Source organism: Pseudomonas sp. N-1-13 (assembly GCF_057787095.1).
Map to the genome: position 1 here is coordinate 5,096,959 of NZ_JBYNRI010000001.1, position 17,042 is coordinate 5,114,000.

The 17,042-nt window shown below is 61.3% G+C and carries 17 protein-coding genes; 9 read left to right on the forward strand and 8 right to left on the reverse strand.

Features of this window, described 5'->3' with window-relative positions:
- The first annotated feature begins 30 nt into the window (after window positions 1-30).
- Genes AC3I65_RS22805 through lnt form a run of 4 tightly spaced genes read left to right on the forward strand, consistent with a single transcriptional unit; the run spans window position 31 to window position 3,923 of the window.
- A complete protein-coding gene (locus AC3I65_RS22805; RefSeq protein WP_047229508.1) occupies window positions 31-1,041 on the forward strand; it encodes a PhoH family protein in 1,011 nt (336 codons plus the stop codon).
- The gene (gene ybeY, locus AC3I65_RS22810; protein ID WP_047229507.1) at window positions 1,034-1,492 is read left to right on the forward strand and encodes an rRNA maturation RNase YbeY; all 459 of its coding nucleotides are present in this window, start codon (window positions 1,034-1,036) and stop codon (window positions 1,490-1,492) included. Before AC3I65_RS22805 ends, ybeY begins: the two co-directional genes overlap by 8 nt.
- A gap of 40 nt (window positions 1,493-1,532) precedes the next feature.
- Entirely contained in the window at window positions 1,533-2,372 is an 840-nt protein-coding gene (locus AC3I65_RS22815; protein WP_025215634.1) for a CorC family transporter, read from the forward strand.
- A 27-nt stretch (window positions 2,373-2,399) separates the two neighbouring features.
- Window positions 2,400-3,923, forward strand: coding sequence for an apolipoprotein N-acyltransferase (lnt, locus tag AC3I65_RS22820; RefSeq protein ID WP_454864339.1), 1,524 nt, complete (start codon window positions 2,400-2,402; stop codon window positions 3,921-3,923).
- 150 nt (window positions 3,924-4,073) lie between these two features.
- On the opposite strand, the gene AC3I65_RS22825 is transcribed toward lnt, so the two are convergent.
- Both AC3I65_RS22825 and AC3I65_RS22830 read right to left on the reverse strand, forming a co-directional pair.
- Complete coding sequence (locus AC3I65_RS22825) at window positions 4,074-4,835, reverse strand: YdcF family protein (RefSeq protein WP_419417461.1); 762 nt, start codon at window positions 4,833-4,835, stop codon at window positions 4,074-4,076.
- 103 nt (window positions 4,836-4,938) lie between these two features.
- Window positions 4,939-5,259: a hypothetical protein gene (locus tag AC3I65_RS22830; protein ID WP_047229504.1), complete on the reverse strand. Its 321-nt coding sequence runs from the start codon at window positions 5,257-5,259 to the stop codon at window positions 4,939-4,941.
- A 293-nt stretch (window positions 5,260-5,552) separates the two neighbouring features.
- On the opposite strand from AC3I65_RS22830, the gene leuS reads away from it, so the two are divergent.
- The 5 genes from leuS (at window position 5,553) to AC3I65_RS22855 (ending at window position 11,767) form a co-directional block, all read left to right on the forward strand.
- The gene (leuS, locus tag AC3I65_RS22835) at window positions 5,553-8,159 is read left to right on the forward strand and encodes a leucine--tRNA ligase (protein ID WP_047229503.1); all 2,607 of its coding nucleotides are present in this window, start codon (window positions 5,553-5,555) and stop codon (window positions 8,157-8,159) included.
- A gap of 88 nt (window positions 8,160-8,247) precedes the next feature.
- Complete coding sequence (locus AC3I65_RS22840; RefSeq protein WP_107321820.1) at window positions 8,248-8,853, forward strand: LPS-assembly lipoprotein LptE; 606 nt, start codon at window positions 8,248-8,250, stop codon at window positions 8,851-8,853.
- Window positions 8,854-8,892: 39 nt separating this feature from the next.
- On the forward strand, window positions 8,893-9,930 hold the full coding sequence (gene holA / locus AC3I65_RS22845; RefSeq protein ID WP_076383505.1) for a DNA polymerase III subunit delta: 1,038 nt from the start codon (window positions 8,893-8,895) through the stop codon (window positions 9,928-9,930).
- Between the two features lie 276 nt (window positions 9,931-10,206).
- A complete protein-coding gene (gene arfA, locus AC3I65_RS22850; protein WP_047229500.1) occupies window positions 10,207-10,371 on the forward strand; it encodes an alternative ribosome rescue factor ArfA in 165 nt (54 codons plus the stop codon).
- Window positions 10,372-10,444: 73 nt separating this feature from the next.
- Window positions 10,445-11,767 (forward strand): lytic murein transglycosylase, encoded by a 1,323-nt coding sequence (locus AC3I65_RS22855; protein WP_488524188.1) that lies wholly within the window; start codon window positions 10,445-10,447, stop codon window positions 11,765-11,767.
- Between the two features lie 103 nt (window positions 11,768-11,870).
- Here the strand turns inward: AC3I65_RS22855 and AC3I65_RS22860 are convergent, their stop codons facing one another.
- The 6 genes from AC3I65_RS22860 to AC3I65_RS22885 form a co-directional block, all read right to left on the reverse strand.
- Window positions 11,871-12,821 carry a S66 peptidase family protein gene (locus AC3I65_RS22860; RefSeq protein ID WP_448694310.1) on the reverse strand — a complete coding sequence of 317 codons (951 nt, stop codon included), beginning with the start codon at window positions 12,819-12,821 and terminating at the stop codon, window positions 11,871-11,873.
- 140 nt (window positions 12,822-12,961) lie between these two features.
- Window positions 12,962-13,249 carry a hypothetical protein gene (locus AC3I65_RS22865; RefSeq protein ID WP_488524339.1) on the reverse strand — a complete coding sequence of 96 codons (288 nt, stop codon included), beginning with the start codon at window positions 13,247-13,249 and terminating at the stop codon, window positions 12,962-12,964.
- Window positions 13,250-13,805: 556 nt separating this feature from the next.
- Window positions 13,806-14,828, reverse strand: coding sequence for a lipoyl synthase (gene lipA / locus AC3I65_RS22870; protein WP_047229497.1), 1,023 nt, complete (start codon window positions 14,826-14,828; stop codon window positions 13,806-13,808).
- Window position 14,829: 1 nt separating this feature from the next.
- A complete protein-coding gene (gene lipB / locus AC3I65_RS22875; RefSeq protein ID WP_107321818.1) occupies window positions 14,830-15,477 on the reverse strand; it encodes a lipoyl(octanoyl) transferase LipB in 648 nt (215 codons plus the stop codon).
- The gene (locus tag AC3I65_RS22880; RefSeq protein WP_047229495.1) at window positions 15,477-15,752 is read right to left on the reverse strand and encodes a DUF493 domain-containing protein; all 276 of its coding nucleotides are present in this window, start codon (window positions 15,750-15,752) and stop codon (window positions 15,477-15,479) included. The genes lipB and AC3I65_RS22880 overlap by 1 nt, the downstream gene beginning before the upstream one ends.
- A gap of 81 nt (window positions 15,753-15,833) precedes the next feature.
- Window positions 15,834-16,991 carry a D-alanyl-D-alanine carboxypeptidase family protein gene (locus AC3I65_RS22885; RefSeq protein WP_047229494.1) on the reverse strand — a complete coding sequence of 386 codons (1,158 nt, stop codon included), beginning with the start codon at window positions 16,989-16,991 and terminating at the stop codon, window positions 15,834-15,836.
- Window positions 16,992-17,042: the final 51 nt, after the last annotated feature.

The following is a 17,042-nucleotide window of genomic DNA, read 5'->3' on the forward strand; positions in this document are numbered from 1 at the left end:
TTAATTGCCCCAGGGCGGCTAAAAACGACCTTGAACGCACCCATCGAACCACATCGTTTCATTCTCGAGCCCTTTGAGGCTCGCCGCTTCGCTAATCTGTGCGGGCAATTCGACGAGCATCTGCGCTTGATCGAACAGCGCCTGGCCATCGAGATCCGCAACCGCGGAAACCAGTTCGAACTGATCGGCGAACCCAAGCACACCTCCTCCGCGGAAAACCTGCTGCGCCGCCTCTATCGGGAAACCAAGGGAAGCGAGTTGTCGCCGGACACCGTCCACCTGTTCCTGCAGGAGTCGGCACTCGAAGAACTCGAGAACCACGCTCCGTCGGAACCTGCCGTGGCCTTGCGCACGAAAAAAGGCATGATTCGCCCTCGCGGCTTGAATCAGCAGCGCTACGTGAAGGAAATCCTGGGCAACGACATCAACTTCGGCATCGGTCCGGCCGGTACCGGCAAGACCTATCTGGCCGTGGCCTGCGCCGTCGATGCGCTGGAACGCGAACAGGTGCGCCGTATCCTGCTGGTGCGTCCGGCGGTTGAAGCGGGGGAAAAACTCGGTTTCCTGCCCGGCGACCTCGCCCAGAAAATCGACCCGTACTTGCGTCCGCTGTATGACGCACTGTACGAAATGCTCGGCTTCGAATACGTCGCCAAGCTGATCGAACGCCAGGTCATCGAGGTCGCACCGCTGGCTTATATGCGTGGCCGTACGCTGAACAACAGCTTCATCATCCTCGACGAAAGCCAGAACACCACGGTCGAGCAGATGAAAATGTTCCTGACCCGGATCGGCTTCGGCTCCACCGCGGTGATCACCGGGGACATCACCCAGGTCGACCTGCCCCGCGGCACCAAATCCGGGCTGAACCATGTGATCCAGGTGCTCAAGGACGTGCCGGGCATCAGTTTCACGCATTTCATGCCCAAGGACGTCGTGCGCCATCCATTGGTGCAGCGCATCGTCGAAGCCTACGAGCGCTTCGAGAATCATCAGGATGAGCTGGCGACCGCTGAGAAGGGCAATCGCCACGATGCTTGAACTTGACCTGCAACTGGCCAGCGAACGCCCCGCTCCCAGCGAGGCTCAGTTACGCCAATGGTGCGAGCTGGCCCTGCGCCAGCGCAGCGCCGACTCGGAACTGACCATCCGCCTGGTGGACGAGCCCGAAGGCCGCGAGTTGAACCACACCTGGCGGCAGAAAGACTACGCCACCAATGTGTTGTCGTTCCCCGCCGACGTGCCCGACGAACTGCTCGACATTCCGCTGCTGGGCGATCTGGTGATCTGCATCCCGGTGGTGGAGCGCGAAGCGGCCGAACAAGGCAAGACCGCTGAGGCCCACTGGGCCCATCTGGTGATTCACGGCTGCTTGCATCTATTGGGTTACGACCATATAGAAGATGACGAAGCCGAGGAAATGGAATCGCTGGAACGAACGTTGCTTGCAGAGCTGGGTCACCCCGACCCCTACGCCGGCGACGAACACTGATACATCAACCTGTAACGACAAAGGATTCAGAGTAATCGCTATGAGCGAAGATCGATCGAGCAACGGGCAGAAGTCATGGCTGGGCAAGCTCACCCAGGCTTTTGCCCATGAGCCGAAAAACCGCCAGGAGCTGCTGGAGCTGCTGCGCGATGCACACCAGAACAAACTGCTGGACAGCGAAGCGCTGGCCATCGTCGAAGGCGCCATCCAGGTCGCTGACCTGCAAGTGCGGGACATCATGGTCCCCCGTTCGCAGATGGTCAGCATCAAGGCGACCCAGACACCTCGCGAATTCCTGCCCGCCGTGGTCGATTCCGCTCACTCGCGCTACCCGGTAGTCGGCGAGAGCCATGACGACGTCATGGGCGTGCTGCTGGCCAAGGATCTGCTGCCGCTGATCCTTCAGGAGAACGGCGACAGTTTCAACATCAAGGACTTGCTGCGCCCGGCCACCTTCGTGCCCGAGTCCAAGCGCCTGAACGTGCTGCTGCGTGAATTCCGCGCCAATCACAACCACATGGCCATCGTCATCGACGAATACGGCGGCGTGGCCGGGCTGGTCACCATCGAAGACGTGCTCGAGCAGATCGTCGGCGACATCGAAGACGAGCACGACGTCGAGGAAGACAGCTACATCAAACCGCTGCCCAGCGGCGACTTCCTGATCAAGGCCCTGACGCCGATCGAGAACTTCAACGAGTTTTTCGACAGTCAATTCTCCGACGATGAGTTCGACACCGTCGGCGGCCTGGTGATGAGTGCTTTCGGGCACCTGCCCAAGCGCAATGAAACCACGGAAATCGGTTCCTGGCGCTTTCGCATCCTGAACGCCGACAGCCGTCGGATTCACTTGCTGCGCCTGTCACCCATTGCCCGATAAACCCTGCGAGACCCGCTAAGGACACACATGCGCTGGACAACCCGCCCCGGCTGGCCCGGTAACCTGCTGGCCATGGCGGCTGGCGCGATCACCACCCTGGCCCTGGCGCCGTTCGACATCTGGCCGCTGGCACTGCTGGCGGTCGGGCTGTTCTATGCCGGTCTGCGCGAGCTTTCACCGCGCCAGGCCCTCGGCCGTGGCTGGTGCTTCGGTTTCGGCCTGTTTGGCGCCGGCACCAGCTGGATCTACGTCAGCATTCACAACTTCGGCGGCGCCTCGGTGCTGCTCGCCGGTTTCTTGATGCTGCTGTTCATCGCCGCCATTGCTTGGTTTTTCGCCCTGCCCGCCTGGCTCTGGGCCCGATGGTTGCGGCGTAACGAAGCCCCGCTGGCCGACGCCTTGGCCTTCGCCGCCCTGTGGCTGGGCCAGGAAGCCTTTCGCGGCTGGTTCCTCACCGGGTTTCCGTGGCTGTATTCCGGTTACAGCCAACTTGACGGCCCCTTGGCCGGCCTCGCGCCGCTGGGCGGGATGTGGCTGATTTCCTTCACCCTGGCCCTGACCGCCGCGCTGCTGTACAACGCGCCACGGTTGATCCGCGCCGGGCGCAAAGGCTTTATCGCAGCGGGCGTGGTCCTGCTGATCGGCCCGTGGGTCGCCGGCATGGCGCTCAAAGACCATGCCTGGACCAGCCCCTCGGGTGATGCGCTGAGCGTCGCAGCGATCCAGGGCAACATCGAACAAAGCATGAAGTGGGACCCCGAGCAGCTCAACGCGCAACTGGCGTTGTACCGCGACATGAGTTTTGCCTCCAAACGGGTCGACCTGCTGATCTGGCCGGAAACAGCTGTGCCGGTGCTCAAGGAGTCTGCCCAGGGCTACCTGGACATGATGGGCACCTTCGCCGCCGAGAGAAATTCAGCGCTGATTACCGGCGTTCCGATTCGCCAACTGGTGCACCAGCAGAAGCGTTACTTCAACGGCATCACCGTGACCGGTGAAGGTGACGGCACTTATCTGAAGCAAAAACTGGTGCCATTTGGCGAATATGTGCCGTTGCAGGACATTCTGCGGGGGTTGATCGCGTTCTTCGATCTCCCCATGTCGGACTTTGCCCGGGGCCCGGCCGACCAGCCTTTGCTGCAAGCCAAGGGTTACCAGATCGCGCCGTTCATCTGCTATGAAGTGGTCTACCCGGAGTTCGCCGCCGGCCTCTCGGCGCGCAGCGACCTGCTGCTGACCATCAGCAACGACACCTGGTTCGGCACCTCGATCGGCCCGTTGCAACACCTGCAAATGGCGCAGATGCGCGCCCTGGAAGCCGGTCGCTGGATGATCCGCTCCACCAACAACGGCGTCACCGGCCTGATCAACCCCTTCGGCCAGATCACCGTACAGATCCCGCAATTCGAGCGTGGCGTACTGTACGGCGAAGTCGTGCCGATGCACGGGCTGACGCCCTACCTGCAATGGCGCTCGTGGCCGTTGATCATCGTGTGCGTGTTGCTGCTGGGCTGGGCGTTGATGGCGGGACGGATGGCCAAGACGGTTTGATCCCGCTGCGGGCAAACCTCTTGGGGTCAACGAGTTTCCTGTGGGAGCAAGGCTTGCCCGCGATGCAGGCGCCCTGTTCCCACGGCAGGACCGCGTCGTTTTCATCGCGGGCAAGCCTTGCTCCCACAAATGTCCCGCGCCCTCAAATACTCAGCGATAGAACAACCTATACCCCACCTGCCCCACCGCCTCGTTCATCAACTGCCCCGATTGCCAGATCGACTTGAACTCCGGCATCCAGCCGCCCAGCGGGCGGGCATTGTCCTGCCCCAGAAAGCCCACCGGTGCAGGAACCACTTCAAACCCCGAGCGCTCGAAACTCCAGACTGCCCGTGGCATGTGCGACGCATGGGTCACCACCACGACTCGTCTGATGCCCTGCGGCAGCAACATCTCGGCGCTCATCTTGGCGTTTTCCCAGGTCGTGCGACTGCGCCCTTCCTGCCAGCGCACGGTGACACCAAAATCATCGAGCATCGAATCGGCCATCAATTTCGCTTCACTCGGCGGGGAGCCATAGTGCAAGCCGCCGCTGGTCAGCACCGGCAATCCCGATGCCTTGGCCAGTCGCGCCGCATACCGCTGGCGCTCCAGACCGATGCCGGTGGGCTGGTCGGTACCCCAGGCCAGGTCACCGCGATCGCGGCCCGAACCAAGCAACACGATGGCATCGGCACGTTGCGCCAGCGTCACCCATTCGCTGCGAGGCAGCGGTGGCTCGCGCTCCAACGCCTTGGCGCTCCATTGCACCACCACAGGCAAACTCATCAGCCAGAAACCGCCCACCCCTGCAATGAAACACAGGCGAGCCAGGCGCGGCCGGGAGTTGCGCCACCACCAGGCAAGCACCAACAGCAGCAAAAGAATGCCGGGCGGCAATAAAAGTTGTTTGATGAAATAGCGAAACGGCATCGGGCATCTCCATAGATGCCCGAAGCCTAGGTGGGTTGACGCAAAGCGACAACAGATTCGAAATAATCTTGAATCAAAAAAAGCGACAAGCGTGAATCCGGCTTTACTTGAACTGCAGTGACCGGACTTTTACAGCATCCCTGGTGGGCGTCCGATCCTTGAGCCATACAACCTTGGCCGAACGGGGCGTATCGAGGCGCTTGAGTAGCTGAGCCCCACTTGTGGGGGCTTGATGCCCGACCTGCTCAAGGTAAGCCTTGACCAGCTCGAACTCTGCGGGGGTCAAGCCACGCAGTTCCAGCTCTGCCGGGCGTTCATCGCGCAAGCGACCGGCGGTTCTTGCAGCGTCCAGGGCCACCCCGAGACGATCGATCAGTTTTTCGTACAACTCAGGTGTAGTTACTTTACGTTGTGATTCAACCATCCCTCACCTCATTGAAGATAAGACTCACTCCCCATTGAGAAGCTTAGCTTCGCTGGGCAAACCGGCAGGGCGCCGCGACCAACGGCCCTGAACAGCGGCCGTCACCGGGTATCGACAATGCCCCGGCACGCAATCAGGGTTTCCCTCGGCAGAGCACGGTCATGTATGCTACGGCGCTTCCTGTAACTCCACTTCCAGCTCGGCTGGGCATCGAAAACGCCGCATCAGGCGTCGTCTGCGTCCAGCATGGCAACGAAGAGGATTGGGCCACCCCATTCAGTACAAAAGTAGCCATGCACGAACACTATCAGCCCCGTGAAATCGAAGCCGCCGCCCAGTCGTTCTGGGACGAGCAAAAGTCCTTTGAAGTCAGTGAACAGCCAGGCAAGGAGACTTACTACTGCCTGTCGATGTTCCCTTACCCCAGCGGCAAGCTACACATGGGGCATGTGCGCAACTACACCATCGGCGATGTGATCTCCCGCTACCAGCGCATGCAAGGCAAGAATGTCCTGCAACCCATGGGTTGGGACGCTTTCGGCATGCCGGCGGAAAACGCCGCGATGAAGAACAACGTGGCCCCCGCCAAGTGGACCTACGAAAACATCGCCTACATGAAGACCCAGCTGCGCAGCCTGGGCCTGGCGGTGGACTGGTCCCGCGAGGTCACCACCTGCAAGCCTGATTACTACCGCTGGGAACAATGGCTGTTCACCCGCCTGTTCGAAAAAGGTGTGATCTACCGCAAGAACGGCACCGTGAACTGGGACCCGGTGGACCAGACCGTACTGGCCAACGAGCAAGTGATCGACGGTCGCGGCTGGCGCTCCGGCGCGCTGATCGAAAAGCGCGAAATCCCGATGTACTACTTCAAGATCACCGCCTACGCGGATGAACTGCTGGAGAGTCTCGACGAGCTGACCGGCTGGCCTGAACAGGTCAAGACCATGCAGCGCAACTGGATCGGTAAGTCCCGGGGCATGGAAGTGCAGTTCCCCTACGACGTCGCCTCCATTGGCGAAGCGGGCAATCTGAAAGTCTTCACCACCCGTCCGGATACCCTGATGGGCGCCACCTATGTCGCCGTGGCCGCCGAGCATCCGCTGGCGACCCTGGCCGCCCGCAACAACCCCGAGCTGCAGGCGTTCATTGCCGAATGCAAAGGTGGCAGCGTCGCGGAAGCCGATGTCGCCACTCAAGAGAAGAAAGGCCTGCCGACCTCGCTGTTCGTCGAGCATCCGCTCACCGGCGAAAAACTCCCGGTATGGGTCGCCAACTATGTGCTGATGCACTACGGCGACGGCGCCGTCATGGCTGTTCCGGCCCACGACGAGCGCGATTTCGAATTCGCCCACAAGTACAACCTGCCGATCAAGGCCGTGGTGCGTACCAGCGCCGGTGACCAGACCCCGGCGCCATGGCAGGACGCTTATGGCGAACACGGCGAACTGATCAACTCCGGCGAGTTTGACGGCCTGGACTTCCCCGGCGCGTTCGACGCCATCGAAGTGGCCCTGATCAAGAAAAACCTCGGTGCCTCCCGCACCCAGTTCCGCCTGCGGGACTGGGGCATCAGCCGCCAGCGCTACTGGGGCTGCCCGATTCCGATCGTGCACTGCGATACTTGCGGTGACGTACCGGTACCGGAAGATCAACTGCCCGTGGTCCTGCCCGAAGACGTGGTACCCGACGGCGCCGGCTCGCCCCTAGCGCGCATGCCCGAGTTCTACGAGTGCAGTTGCCCGAAATGCGGCGCGCCGGCCCGGCGTGAAACCGACACCATGGACACGTTCGTCGAGTCCTCGTGGTACTACGCCCGCTACGCCTCGCCGCACTATGAAGGCGGCCTGGTGGAAAAATCCGCGGCTGACCACTGGTTGCCGGTGGATCAGTACATCGGCGGCATCGAACACGCCATTCTCCACCTGCTCTACGCGCGCTTCTTCCACAAGCTGATGCGTGACGAAGGCCTGGTGAGCTCCAACGAGCCGTTCAAGAACCTGCTGACCCAAGGCATGGTGATCGCCGAGACTTACTATCGTCGCGAAGCCAACGGTGCCTACACCTGGTACAACCCGGCCGACGTCGAACTCGAACGCGACAGCAAAGCCAAGGTCATCAGCGCCAAACTGATCGCCGACGGCCTGCCGGTGGAAATCGGCGGCACCGAGAAGATGGCCAAGTCGAAGAACAACGGCGTCGACCCGCAGTCGATGATCGACCAGTTCGGCGCCGACACCTGCCGCCTGTTCATGATGTTCGCCTCGCCACCCGACATGAGCGCGGAATGGTCCGACTCCGGCGTCGAAGGTTCGCACCGCTTCCTCAAGCGCGTCTGGCGTCTGGCTCAAGCCCACGTCACTCAGGGCCTGCCGGGCAAACTGGACGTCGCCGGCCTGAACGACGAGCAGAAAGCCGTTCGCCGTTCGATCCACCTGGCCATCAAGCAGGCCAGCCATGACGTCGGCCAGAACCACAAATTCAACACCGCCATCGCCCAGGTGATGACGCTGATGAATGTCCTGGAAAAAGCCGCGCAAGGCACCGAACAGGATCGCGCACTGGTTCACGAAGGTCTGGAAGCCGTGACGCTGCTGCTGGCTCCGATCACGCCGCACATCAGCCACGAGCTGTGGAACCGCCTGGGCCACGCTGACCCGGTGATTGACGCCAGCTGGCCGGTGGTGGACGAAACCGCGCTGGTGCAGGACAGCCTGACCCTGGTCATCCAGGTCAACGGCAAGCTGCGCGGCCAGATCGAAATGCCAGCCGCCGCCACTCGCGAAGAAATCGAAGCCGCCGCACGGGCCAATGAAAACGTGTTGCGCTTCGTCGATGGCCTGACGATCCGCAAAGTGATCGTCGTGCCCGGCAAACTGGTCAACATCGTCGCAAGCTAATTGGATCGGGCGCCGGCTTGGGCCGGGCGCCGAATATAACCTGCGGGGCCGCACTGTCGAGCCATAGGGTTTCAAGGGGAGCAACAAGATGATCAAACGTAATCTGCTGGTAATGGGCCTGGCGGTCCTGTTGAGCGCCTGCGGCTTCCAGCTGCGCGGCACCGGCACCACCGAGCTGGCCATCACGGAGCTGGACCTCAGCGCCCGGGACGCTTATGGCGAGACCGTGAAGATGCTGCGCGACTCACTGGAAAACAGCGGCGTGAAGGTCTACAACGGCGCGCCGTACAAACTGGTGCTGACCAGTGAACAGCAAAGCCAGCGCAGCCTGAGTTACGCCGGTGCCGGTCGCTCGGCCGAGTACGAACTCAACAACGTCCTGAGCTATGAGATCCGCGGCCAGAACAACCTGGTGCTGCTGGACGACAAACTGCAAGTGCAGAAGGTCTACCTGCACGATGGCAACAACATCACCGGTTCCGACCAGGAGTCGAGCGAAGTGCGTGTCGAAATGCGTCGTGACCTCGTGCAACGCATGATGCTGCGCCTGCAACAACTGAGCCCGGCCCAACTGGACCAGTTGCAGCAGACCGCCGACGCCCGCGCCAAGGCAGAAGCCGACGCACTGGAAGCGGCACGCAAGGCTGAAGCGGAAACCCCGCAACAGTCGCCGATGCAAATCCCCTCTGAATAAGCCTTGCGGGGCGCTCCGGCGCCCCGCTCGCCTTCTCTTATGAAGCTCGCTCCCGCCCAACTCGGCAAACACCTGCAAGGCGCCCTCGCGCCGGTCTACATCATCAGTGGCGATGATCCGCTGCTGTGCCAGGAAGCCGCCGACGCCATTCGCTCTGCCGCCCGTCAGCAAGGCTTCGACGAACGCCAGGTGTTCGCCGCCGACGCCAGTTTCGACTGGGGTACGCTGTTGCAGGCTGGGGCGAGCATGTCGCTGTTCGCCGAAAAACGCCTGCTGGAACTGCGCTTGCCATCCGGCAAACCCGGTGACAAGGGCGCCGCCGCGCTGATCGAATATTGCTCACGACCGGCTGAAGACACGTTGTTGCTCATCAGCCTGCCAAAACTCGACGGCAGCGCGCAAAAAACCAAATGGGGCAAGGCCCTGGTTGAAGGTCAGCAGACCCAGTTCGTACAGATCTGGCCGGTGGACGTCAGCCAGTTGCCCAGCTGGATCCGCCAGCGCCTGTCCCAGGCCGGCTTATCAGCCAGCCAGGATGCGGTGGAACTGATCGCCGCCCGGGTCGAAGGCAACCTGCTGGCCGCCGCTCAGGAAATCGAAAAGCTCAAGCTGATGGCCGAGGGCGGGCAGATCACCGTGGAAACGGTACAGGCCGCCGTGGCCGACAGTGCGCGTTTCGATGTGTTCGGGCTGACCGATGCGATCCTCAACGGTGAAGCCGCCCACGCCCTGCGCATGCTCGAGGGCTTGCGGGGCGAAGGCGTCGAGCCTCCGGTGATCCTCTGGGCCCTGGCCCGAGAGTTGCGCCTGCTGGCCAACCTCTCATTGCAATACAGCCAGGGTGTACCACTGGACAAGGCCTTCAGCCAGGCCAGGCCACCGGTGTGGGACAAACGCAAGCCGCTGATGAGCAAGGCCCTGCAACGCTACTCGGCACCGCGCTGGGCACAACTGCTGCTCGAAGCCCAGCGCATCGATGCGCAGATCAAAGGTCAGGCGGCAGGGTCGCCATGGATGAGCCTGAGCCGCTTGTCGCTGTTGATGGCTGGGCAGCGACTCCCTTTGCCCGCTGAGTAGTCACTCGGCAGAAGCACACTGCATACCTGTGGCGAGGGGATTTATCCCCGTTGGATTGCGAAGCAACCCCAAAACTAGGCGCCGTGGAGTGTCAGGCAGTTTGTAATGGGGACGCTTCGCGCCCCAGCGGGGATAAATCCCCTCGCCACGGGTCATCTTCCACCACAAGTTGCGTGTCCGTCTGATGACACTTCTTGCACACCCCAGGGACTGGACAACCTCCCGACTCTGTCCCATGATTTACCCCGCAAAAACCACCCCACGAGAGATCCCATCATGAGCAAAAAGCCATCCAAGCATGGCCCCAACAAGGCCAAATCCATCATCGCCCAGCCCCTGTTCCGCAGCCGCCAGGAACGACCCGCCAAGGGCAAAGGCAGCTACCGCCGCGAAGCCTTCCAGTCTGACAACTGGGAGGCTTCTTGCTTTGTGGCGGCTTGAAACACCCGGACCAGCCCTATTCTCCTTTGCGCATGATAAGGTCAGCATCTGATTTGTTTATCTGGACCCGTGCATGCCCTTTTGTCTTTCCCGTCGTTGGCCCCTGCGCCAATTGATTGCAGCCACAAGCGTCGTTCTGCTTGTCGCCTGCGCAGAAAAACCTACCGCCGCCGACGCCCAACCGCTCAAGACCGTCCCTGCCGTGCCTGCTCCTGCCATCGTGCCGCCCGTGGTCCCGACCGGTGACAACCTGGTCATCGCCCCCACGCAAACTTTCGCCGAATGGCAAGCCGGTTTTCGCAAGCAAGCCCTGGCCGCGGGAATCCGTGCCGACCTGTTTGATCGCGCCTTTATCGGCGTCAGCCCGGACATGAGCGTCATCAAAGCCGACCGCAGCCAGCCGGAATTCAGCCGTCCGGTGTGGGAATACCTCGATGGAGCGCTGTCGCCGCTGCGAGTACGCCGGGGCCAGACACTGGTCCAACAGCATGCCGACATCCTGCAAAGCATCGAGCAGCGCTATGGCGTCGACCGCCAGGCCTTGGTTGCGGTGTGGGGCATGGAAAGCAACTTCGGTCAGTTCCAGGGCACCAAGTCGGTGATCAACTCCCTGGCGACCCTGGCCTATGAAGGGCGGCGCCCGGGGTTTGCCCATGCGCAGCTGATCGCCGCACTGCAGATCCTGCAAGACGGCGACATCGCTCCGGAAAAAATGCTCGGCTCCTGGGCCGGAGCCATGGGCCAGACCCAGTTCATTCCCACCACGTACAACACCCACGCGGTGGATTTCGATGGTGACGGCCGCCGCGATATCTGGGGCAGCGCCACCGACGCCCTGGCCTCGACCGCACACTACCTGCAAAGCTCTGGCTGGCAGCGCGGACAGCCGTGGGGCTTCGAGGTACGACTCAGAGAAGGGTTCGACTACCCGCTGGCCGACGGCGCGATCCGCAAACCCGTCTCCGAATGGCTGCAACTGGGCGTCAGCCTGCCCAGCGGCAGCCAGGTCCCAGCCGGCGCCGAACACTTGTCGGCAGCCCTGCTGCTGCCGGCCGGCTATCGCGGGCCGGCCTTCCTGGTGCTCGATAACTTCCGCGCCATCCTCAAGTACAACAATTCCTCGTCGTACGCCCTGGCGGTGAGTTTGCTGTCAGAACGCTTCGCCGGCGCGGGGCTGATCAGCGGGCAATGGCCCAAGGACGATCTGCCCTTGAGCCGTAGCGAACGCTTTGAACTGCAAACCTTGCTGGGCAAACACAACTTCGACGCAGGCACGCCCGACGGCATCATCGGCGCCAACACCCGCAAGGCCATACGCAGCGCCCAGCAGTCGTTCGGCTGGCCCGCGGATGGGTATCCGACGCACAAGCTGCTGGAAGGGTTGCGTAACCGCTAGATCGCCTTATGGCCGCTGCCCTCATCGCGAGCAGGCTCGCTCCCACAGCTGACTACCAAACGCGGTCCAGTGTGGGAGCGAGCCTGCTCGCGATGAGGGACTTTCAGGCAACAAGCGCTCGGCTGACCACCACATCCTGCTCCAGCACCAACCTCTTCTCCCCCGCATCCAGCGTCACCAACGCGCCCATGGGCAACGTCAGGTTCGGGTCGCAATGCCCACTGCGCCAGCCGGACAACACCGGGATGCCAAACGGCTCGAAGGTCTGCTGGAACAGCTTGTTCAACGCCTCAAGGTCCACCCCGGCGACATCCCCCAGCAACACACCCCGCAGCTTTGCCAGCGTGCCAGCCAGTCGTAACTGGGTCAGCAGACGGTCGATGCGGTAAAGCGGCTCGTTGATGTCTTCCACCAACAGGATCACGCCTTCGGCGTCGATTTCGTAGGGCGTGCCCATGGTCGCGGCAATCATCGACAGATTGCCCCCCAGCAAACGCCCGCAGGCGATGCCGGGTGCGACGGTAGTCAATGGATAAGCTGCGGGATGGCTCAGCACACTGCCGGCCTTCAACTGCCCGCGCAACAGGCTGAAAAAAGAAGTGACGGTGGAGGGTTCCTTGTCGCCGAGAAGATCGGCGTTGAGCAACGGGCCATGAAAGGTGACGAACCCTGCATAGCGGCTGATGGCCAGGTGCAAGGCGGTGATGTCGCTGTAGCCGACGAAAGGCTTGGCGTTGCGCCGCAACAGGTCGAAATCGATGCGATCCAGCAAACGCGGGGTGCCGTAGCCGCCACGCAGGCAAATGATCGCTTTTACTTCTGGGTCGGCGAAGGCGGCATGCAGGTCGTTGAGGCGTACTTCGTCGCTGCCGGCCAGGTAGCCGTCCTTTTCGTACACACCTGGGAATATACGCAGCTCATGGCCCCGGGCGCGCATCCATTGGATGGCTTTGTCCGTTTCCAGGTTTGCTGGACCGGCGGGGGCGATCACGGCGATCAGGCCTTCGGTCGGGAGTGCTGGGACGGGGTGATGTGGGTTTAGGGTGGGTTCCATGGGGTTTCCCGGTCTTTTGATCGTGTGTATATCCGTTGCTGCGGTAACGGCTACTTATGGTTCCGCTCTTACAGCGGGTCACTTTTGGAAGAGCGCCAAAAGTAACCAAAAACGCTTTGCCCCACCACTCGGCACCTCGCCTAGGCTCGGTGTGCCCGAACGCAGGCATTGCTCCGTGGGCCCGCCGCGAAGGGCCATCCATGGCCCAGCGCGGCTATCCCGGCATCCATGCCGGGATGCCCACTGCGCAATACCTGCGTTCGGCCAGCGTGGTTTAACGGGGCGTCAAGATCAAGATCAAGATCAAGATCAAGATCAAGATCAAGATCAAGATCAAGATCAAGATCAAGATCAAGATCAAGATCAAGATCAAGATCAAGATCAAGATCCAAAGCAAAGCAAAGCAAAGCAAAGCAAGAGCTGGGCATGTCCAGCATCTATGTGGCTAAACCACCGCTATCGCGAGCAGGCTCGCTCCCACACTTGATCTTCAGCAGCCACAAAACTCATGTAAACCGCAGACCCACTGTGGGAGCGAGCCTGCTCGCGATGAGGCCAGCAAAGCCAGCATCCATGTATCTGAACCACCGCTTTCGCGAGCAAACCCGCTCCCAAAGGGGAAACGCGATACCCCCAAACCAGGCCGGCTGTCAGGCCGCCTCGCGGTGGACGTTGATCTGGGGCGCCCCGTTAACCACGCTGGCTGAACGCAGGCATTGGTTCGTGGGTAACCCGGCATGGATGCCGGGTTAGCCGCGCTGGGCCATGGATGGCCCTTCGCGGCGGGCCCACGAACCAATGCCGGAGTGAAGGCATGCCGAGCCTAGGCGAGGCACCGAGTGGTGGGGCAAGAGCGTTTTGGTTACTTTTGACTGGGCCGGCTTCCGGGCTCTTCAAAAGTGACCCGCCGTAAGGGCGGAACCACAAGTAGCCGTTACCGAAGAAACGGATATACACACCACTCCAAAAAACAACGCTAGAAAATCAAGACCCGAGCAACTCAGCCTTAACCAACTTAGCCTGCTCATCCGCATGATACGAAGACCGCACCAACGGCCCGGAAGCAACGTTCTTGAAGCCCATCTTGTACCCTTCCTCAGCAAACCAGGCAAAGGTATCCGGGTGCACAAAACGCTGCACCGGCAGGTGACTACGCGAAGGCTGCAGATACTGACCCAGGGTCAGCATGTCGATGTCATGCTCACGCATGCGCTTCATGACCTCGATGACTTCTTCGTCAGTTTCCCCCAGGCCCAGCATCAAGCCGGATTTGGTCGGAATGTGCGGCATCATCTGCTTGAAGCGTTGCAGCAAAGTCAGCGACCACTGGTAGTCCGAACCCGGACGCGCAGCCTTGTACAGGCGCGGTACGGTTTCCAGGTTGTGGTTGAAGACATCCGGCGGCTCGGCGGCGGTGATTTGCAGTGCGATGTCCATGCGACCGCGATAGTCCGGCACCAACGTCTCAAGCTGCACGTTCGGTGACAGCTTGCGGATTTCGCGGATGCAATCGGCAAAGTGCTGGGCACCGCCGTCACGCAGGTCGTCGCGGTCCACCGAGGTGATGACCACGTACTTGAGTTTGAGGTCGGCAATGGCGATGGCCAGGCTTTCGGGTTCGTTCACGTCCAATGGCTTCGGCCGACCATGGCCGACGTCACAGAACGGGCAGCGACGGGTGCAGATGTCGCCCATGATCATGAACGTGGCGGTGCCGCCGGAGAAGCATTCCCCCAGGTTCGGGCAGGACGCTTCTTCACAGACGCTGTGCAGTTTGTGTTTACGCAGCAGCGCCTTGATGCGGTCGACTTCCGGCGAAACCGGGATGCGCACGCGGATCCAGTCAGGTTTCTTCGGCAGTTCGGTGGTCGGGATGATCTTGACCGGGATACGTGCAACTTTCTCGGCGCCGCGCAGCTTTACGCCGGCCTCGACCTTGGCACGCGGGGCCGGACGCTCGGTAACATCCAGCGTCGGGATCATGGTTTGCACAGCATCAGTAGTCATATCAGTCGATTCCGCCCGTGAGGGTCGTCTGCTCAGCGTAGTCGAGGTGTTTGACGAGCTGCGCGCGCAGCCGGGCACTTACCTCGGCAAATTCAATCGATCCTGTGTGATCGCACAGCTGGGTCATCGCCAGCCCTGCATAGCCACAGGGATTAATCCGTCGAAACGGCTCCATGTCCATGTCCACGTTCAACGCCAGGCCGTGAAACGAACAACCATGGCGGATGCGCAAACCCAGAGAGGCAATTTTCGCTCCGTCGACGTAGACACCCGGAGCATCCGGCTTGGCCGCTGCTGTCACGCCGTAGCTGGCCAGCAGTTCGATCAGGCAGGTCTCCATGCGGGTGACCAGCTCGCGTACACCGAACCCCAGCTTGCGTACGTCCAGCAACAGATAGGCCACCAATTGACCGGGGCCATGGTAGGTCACCTGGCCACCGCGGTCGGTCTTCACCACCGGGATATTCCCCGGCAGCAACAGGTGTTCGGCCTTGCCGGCCTGGCCCTGGGTGAACACCGGCGGGTGTTGCACCAGCCAGACTTCGTCACCGGCGGTGGTGCCGCGGTCGTTGGTGAAGCGTTGCATGGCATGCCAGACCGGCTCGTAAGCCATCTGGCCCAGCTCGCGAAAGCCCAGCGTGCCCGGCATCACAACACCATGTGCACGAACCCGGTCGCTCGCAACTCGCTGTTGATGTCGTACAGCTGCTCCTGACCGGTGGCAATGATGTGCAACTGAATCGTCGTGTACTTGCCGTTGGTACTCTGGCGTTCGGCCAGGGTCTTGTGATCAACGGTGGCGTGTTTTTCAAGAATCGCGATGATCTTGTCCTTGAATCCCACACCGGTGTCGCCAATTACCTTGATCGGATAATCCTCGCAAGGAAACTCGATCTTTGGCGCCTTTACTTCTGAGTCTGTCATGGCGTAACGGCCTCGTAAGCCGTGATAACGCACATGGCCCCGCACCGGAAAGGAACGGGGCCATGCAGGTCAACACTTCAATCAGTTGAACAAGCCGTAGAAGAATAGACGGATGCTATCCCACATGCGGCGGAAGATACCACCTTCCTCGACCGCGTCCAGCGCAATCAGGTCGGCGCTGTGCACCACTTTGTCGTCCAGTTTGACTTCCACCTTGCCGATCACGTCGCCCTTGGCGATTGGCGCGATCATTTGCGGATTCATGGTCATGGTCGCAACCAGCTTTTTGAGCTGGCCTTTTGGCAGGGTCATGGTCAGGTCCTGAGCCAGACCGGCCTTCACCTGATTGGTGGTGCCTTTCCACACCTGGGCCTGGGCCAGTTCGGTGCCCTTCTGGTAGAAGGTCTGGGTTTCGAAGAAGCGGAAACCGTAGGTCAAGAGCTTCTGGGTTTCGGCGGCACGGGCCACTTCGCTGTTGGTGCCGAAAACGACGGCGATCAGGCGCATGCCGTCACGAACGGCCGAAGACACCATGCAATAGCCGGCCTCTTCGGTGTGGCCGGTCTTCAGGCCATCGACGGTCTTGTCGCGCCACAACAGCAGGTTGCGGTTAGGCTGCTTGATGTTGTTCCAGAAGAATTCCTTCTGGGAGTAGATGGCGTAGTGCGCCGGGTCTTCGTGAATGATCGCTCGCGCCAGAATCGCCATGTCGTGAGCCGAAGAGTAGTGCTCCGGGTTCGGCAAGCCGGTCGGGTTCATGAAGTGGCTGTTGGTCAGACCCAGGTCACTGGCAGTCTTGTTCATCATGTCGGCGAACGCATCTTCGCTGCCGGCGATGTGCTCGGCCAGGGCGACGCTGGCGTCGTTGCCGGACTGGATGATGATGCCGTGCAGCAGGTCGCTGACGGTCACTTGCGAACCGACCTTGATGAACATCCGCGAACCGCCGGTGCGCCAGGCGTTTTCGCTGACGGTCACCGGATCGTTTTCACCGATCTGGCCACGACGGATTTCCAGGGTGGCGATGTAGGCGGTCATCAGTTTGGTCAGGCTGGCCGGTGGCAGGCGCTGGTCACCATTGCTCTCCACCAGGACCTCGCCGCTGCTGGCATCCATGAGCACAAAGGATTTGGCGGCCAGTTGAGGGGGTGCGGGCATCATCTCGACCGCGAACGCGGCAGGTGAGAGCAGCAGCGGGACTAGCAGGCAAAGGCGTTTGGCAAAGGTGGTGATGTTCATCCGTCTCTCGAAATCGCTAATGGAAACTGCCCGAAGGCAAAACTAAACAGG

Coding starts and splice junctions, on each gene's coding strand:
- leuS (WP_047229503.1), top strand. CDS start 5,553: ATGCACGAACACTATCAGCCCCGTGAAATCGAAGCCGCCGCCCAGTCG.
- AC3I65_RS22860 (WP_448694310.1), bottom strand. CDS start 12,821: ATGGAACCCACCCTAAACCCACATCACCCCGTCCCAGCACTCCCGACC.
- AC3I65_RS22885 (WP_047229494.1), bottom strand. CDS start 16,991: ATGAACATCACCACCTTTGCCAAACGCCTTTGCCTGCTAGTCCCGCTG.
- AC3I65_RS22825 (WP_419417461.1), bottom strand. CDS start 4,835: ATGCCGTTTCGCTATTTCATCAAACAACTTTTATTGCCGCCCGGCATT.
- AC3I65_RS22855 (WP_488524188.1), top strand. CDS start 10,445: ATGCCCTTTTGTCTTTCCCGTCGTTGGCCCCTGCGCCAATTGATTGCA.
- lipB (WP_107321818.1), bottom strand. CDS start 15,477: ATGCCGGGCACGCTGGGCTTTCGCGAGCTGGGCCAGATGGCTTACGAG.
- AC3I65_RS22840 (WP_107321820.1), top strand. CDS start 8,248: ATGATCAAACGTAATCTGCTGGTAATGGGCCTGGCGGTCCTGTTGAGC.
- lnt (WP_454864339.1), top strand. CDS start 2,400: ATGCGCTGGACAACCCGCCCCGGCTGGCCCGGTAACCTGCTGGCCATG.
- lipA (WP_047229497.1), bottom strand. CDS start 14,828: ATGACTACTGATGCTGTGCAAACCATGATCCCGACGCTGGATGTTACC.
- AC3I65_RS22865 (WP_488524339.1), bottom strand. CDS start 13,249: ATGCCCAGCTCTTGCTTTGCTTTGCTTTGCTTTGCTTTGGATCTTGAT.
- holA (WP_076383505.1), top strand. CDS start 8,893: ATGAAGCTCGCTCCCGCCCAACTCGGCAAACACCTGCAAGGCGCCCTC.
- ybeY (WP_047229507.1), top strand. CDS start 1,034: ATGCTTGAACTTGACCTGCAACTGGCCAGCGAACGCCCCGCTCCCAGC.
- AC3I65_RS22815 (WP_025215634.1), top strand. CDS start 1,533: ATGAGCGAAGATCGATCGAGCAACGGGCAGAAGTCATGGCTGGGCAAG.
- arfA (WP_047229500.1), top strand. CDS start 10,207: ATGAGCAAAAAGCCATCCAAGCATGGCCCCAACAAGGCCAAATCCATC.
- AC3I65_RS22880 (WP_047229495.1), bottom strand. CDS start 15,752: ATGACAGACTCAGAAGTAAAGGCGCCAAAGATCGAGTTTCCTTGCGAG.
- AC3I65_RS22830 (WP_047229504.1), bottom strand. CDS start 5,259: ATGGTTGAATCACAACGTAAAGTAACTACACCTGAGTTGTACGAAAAA.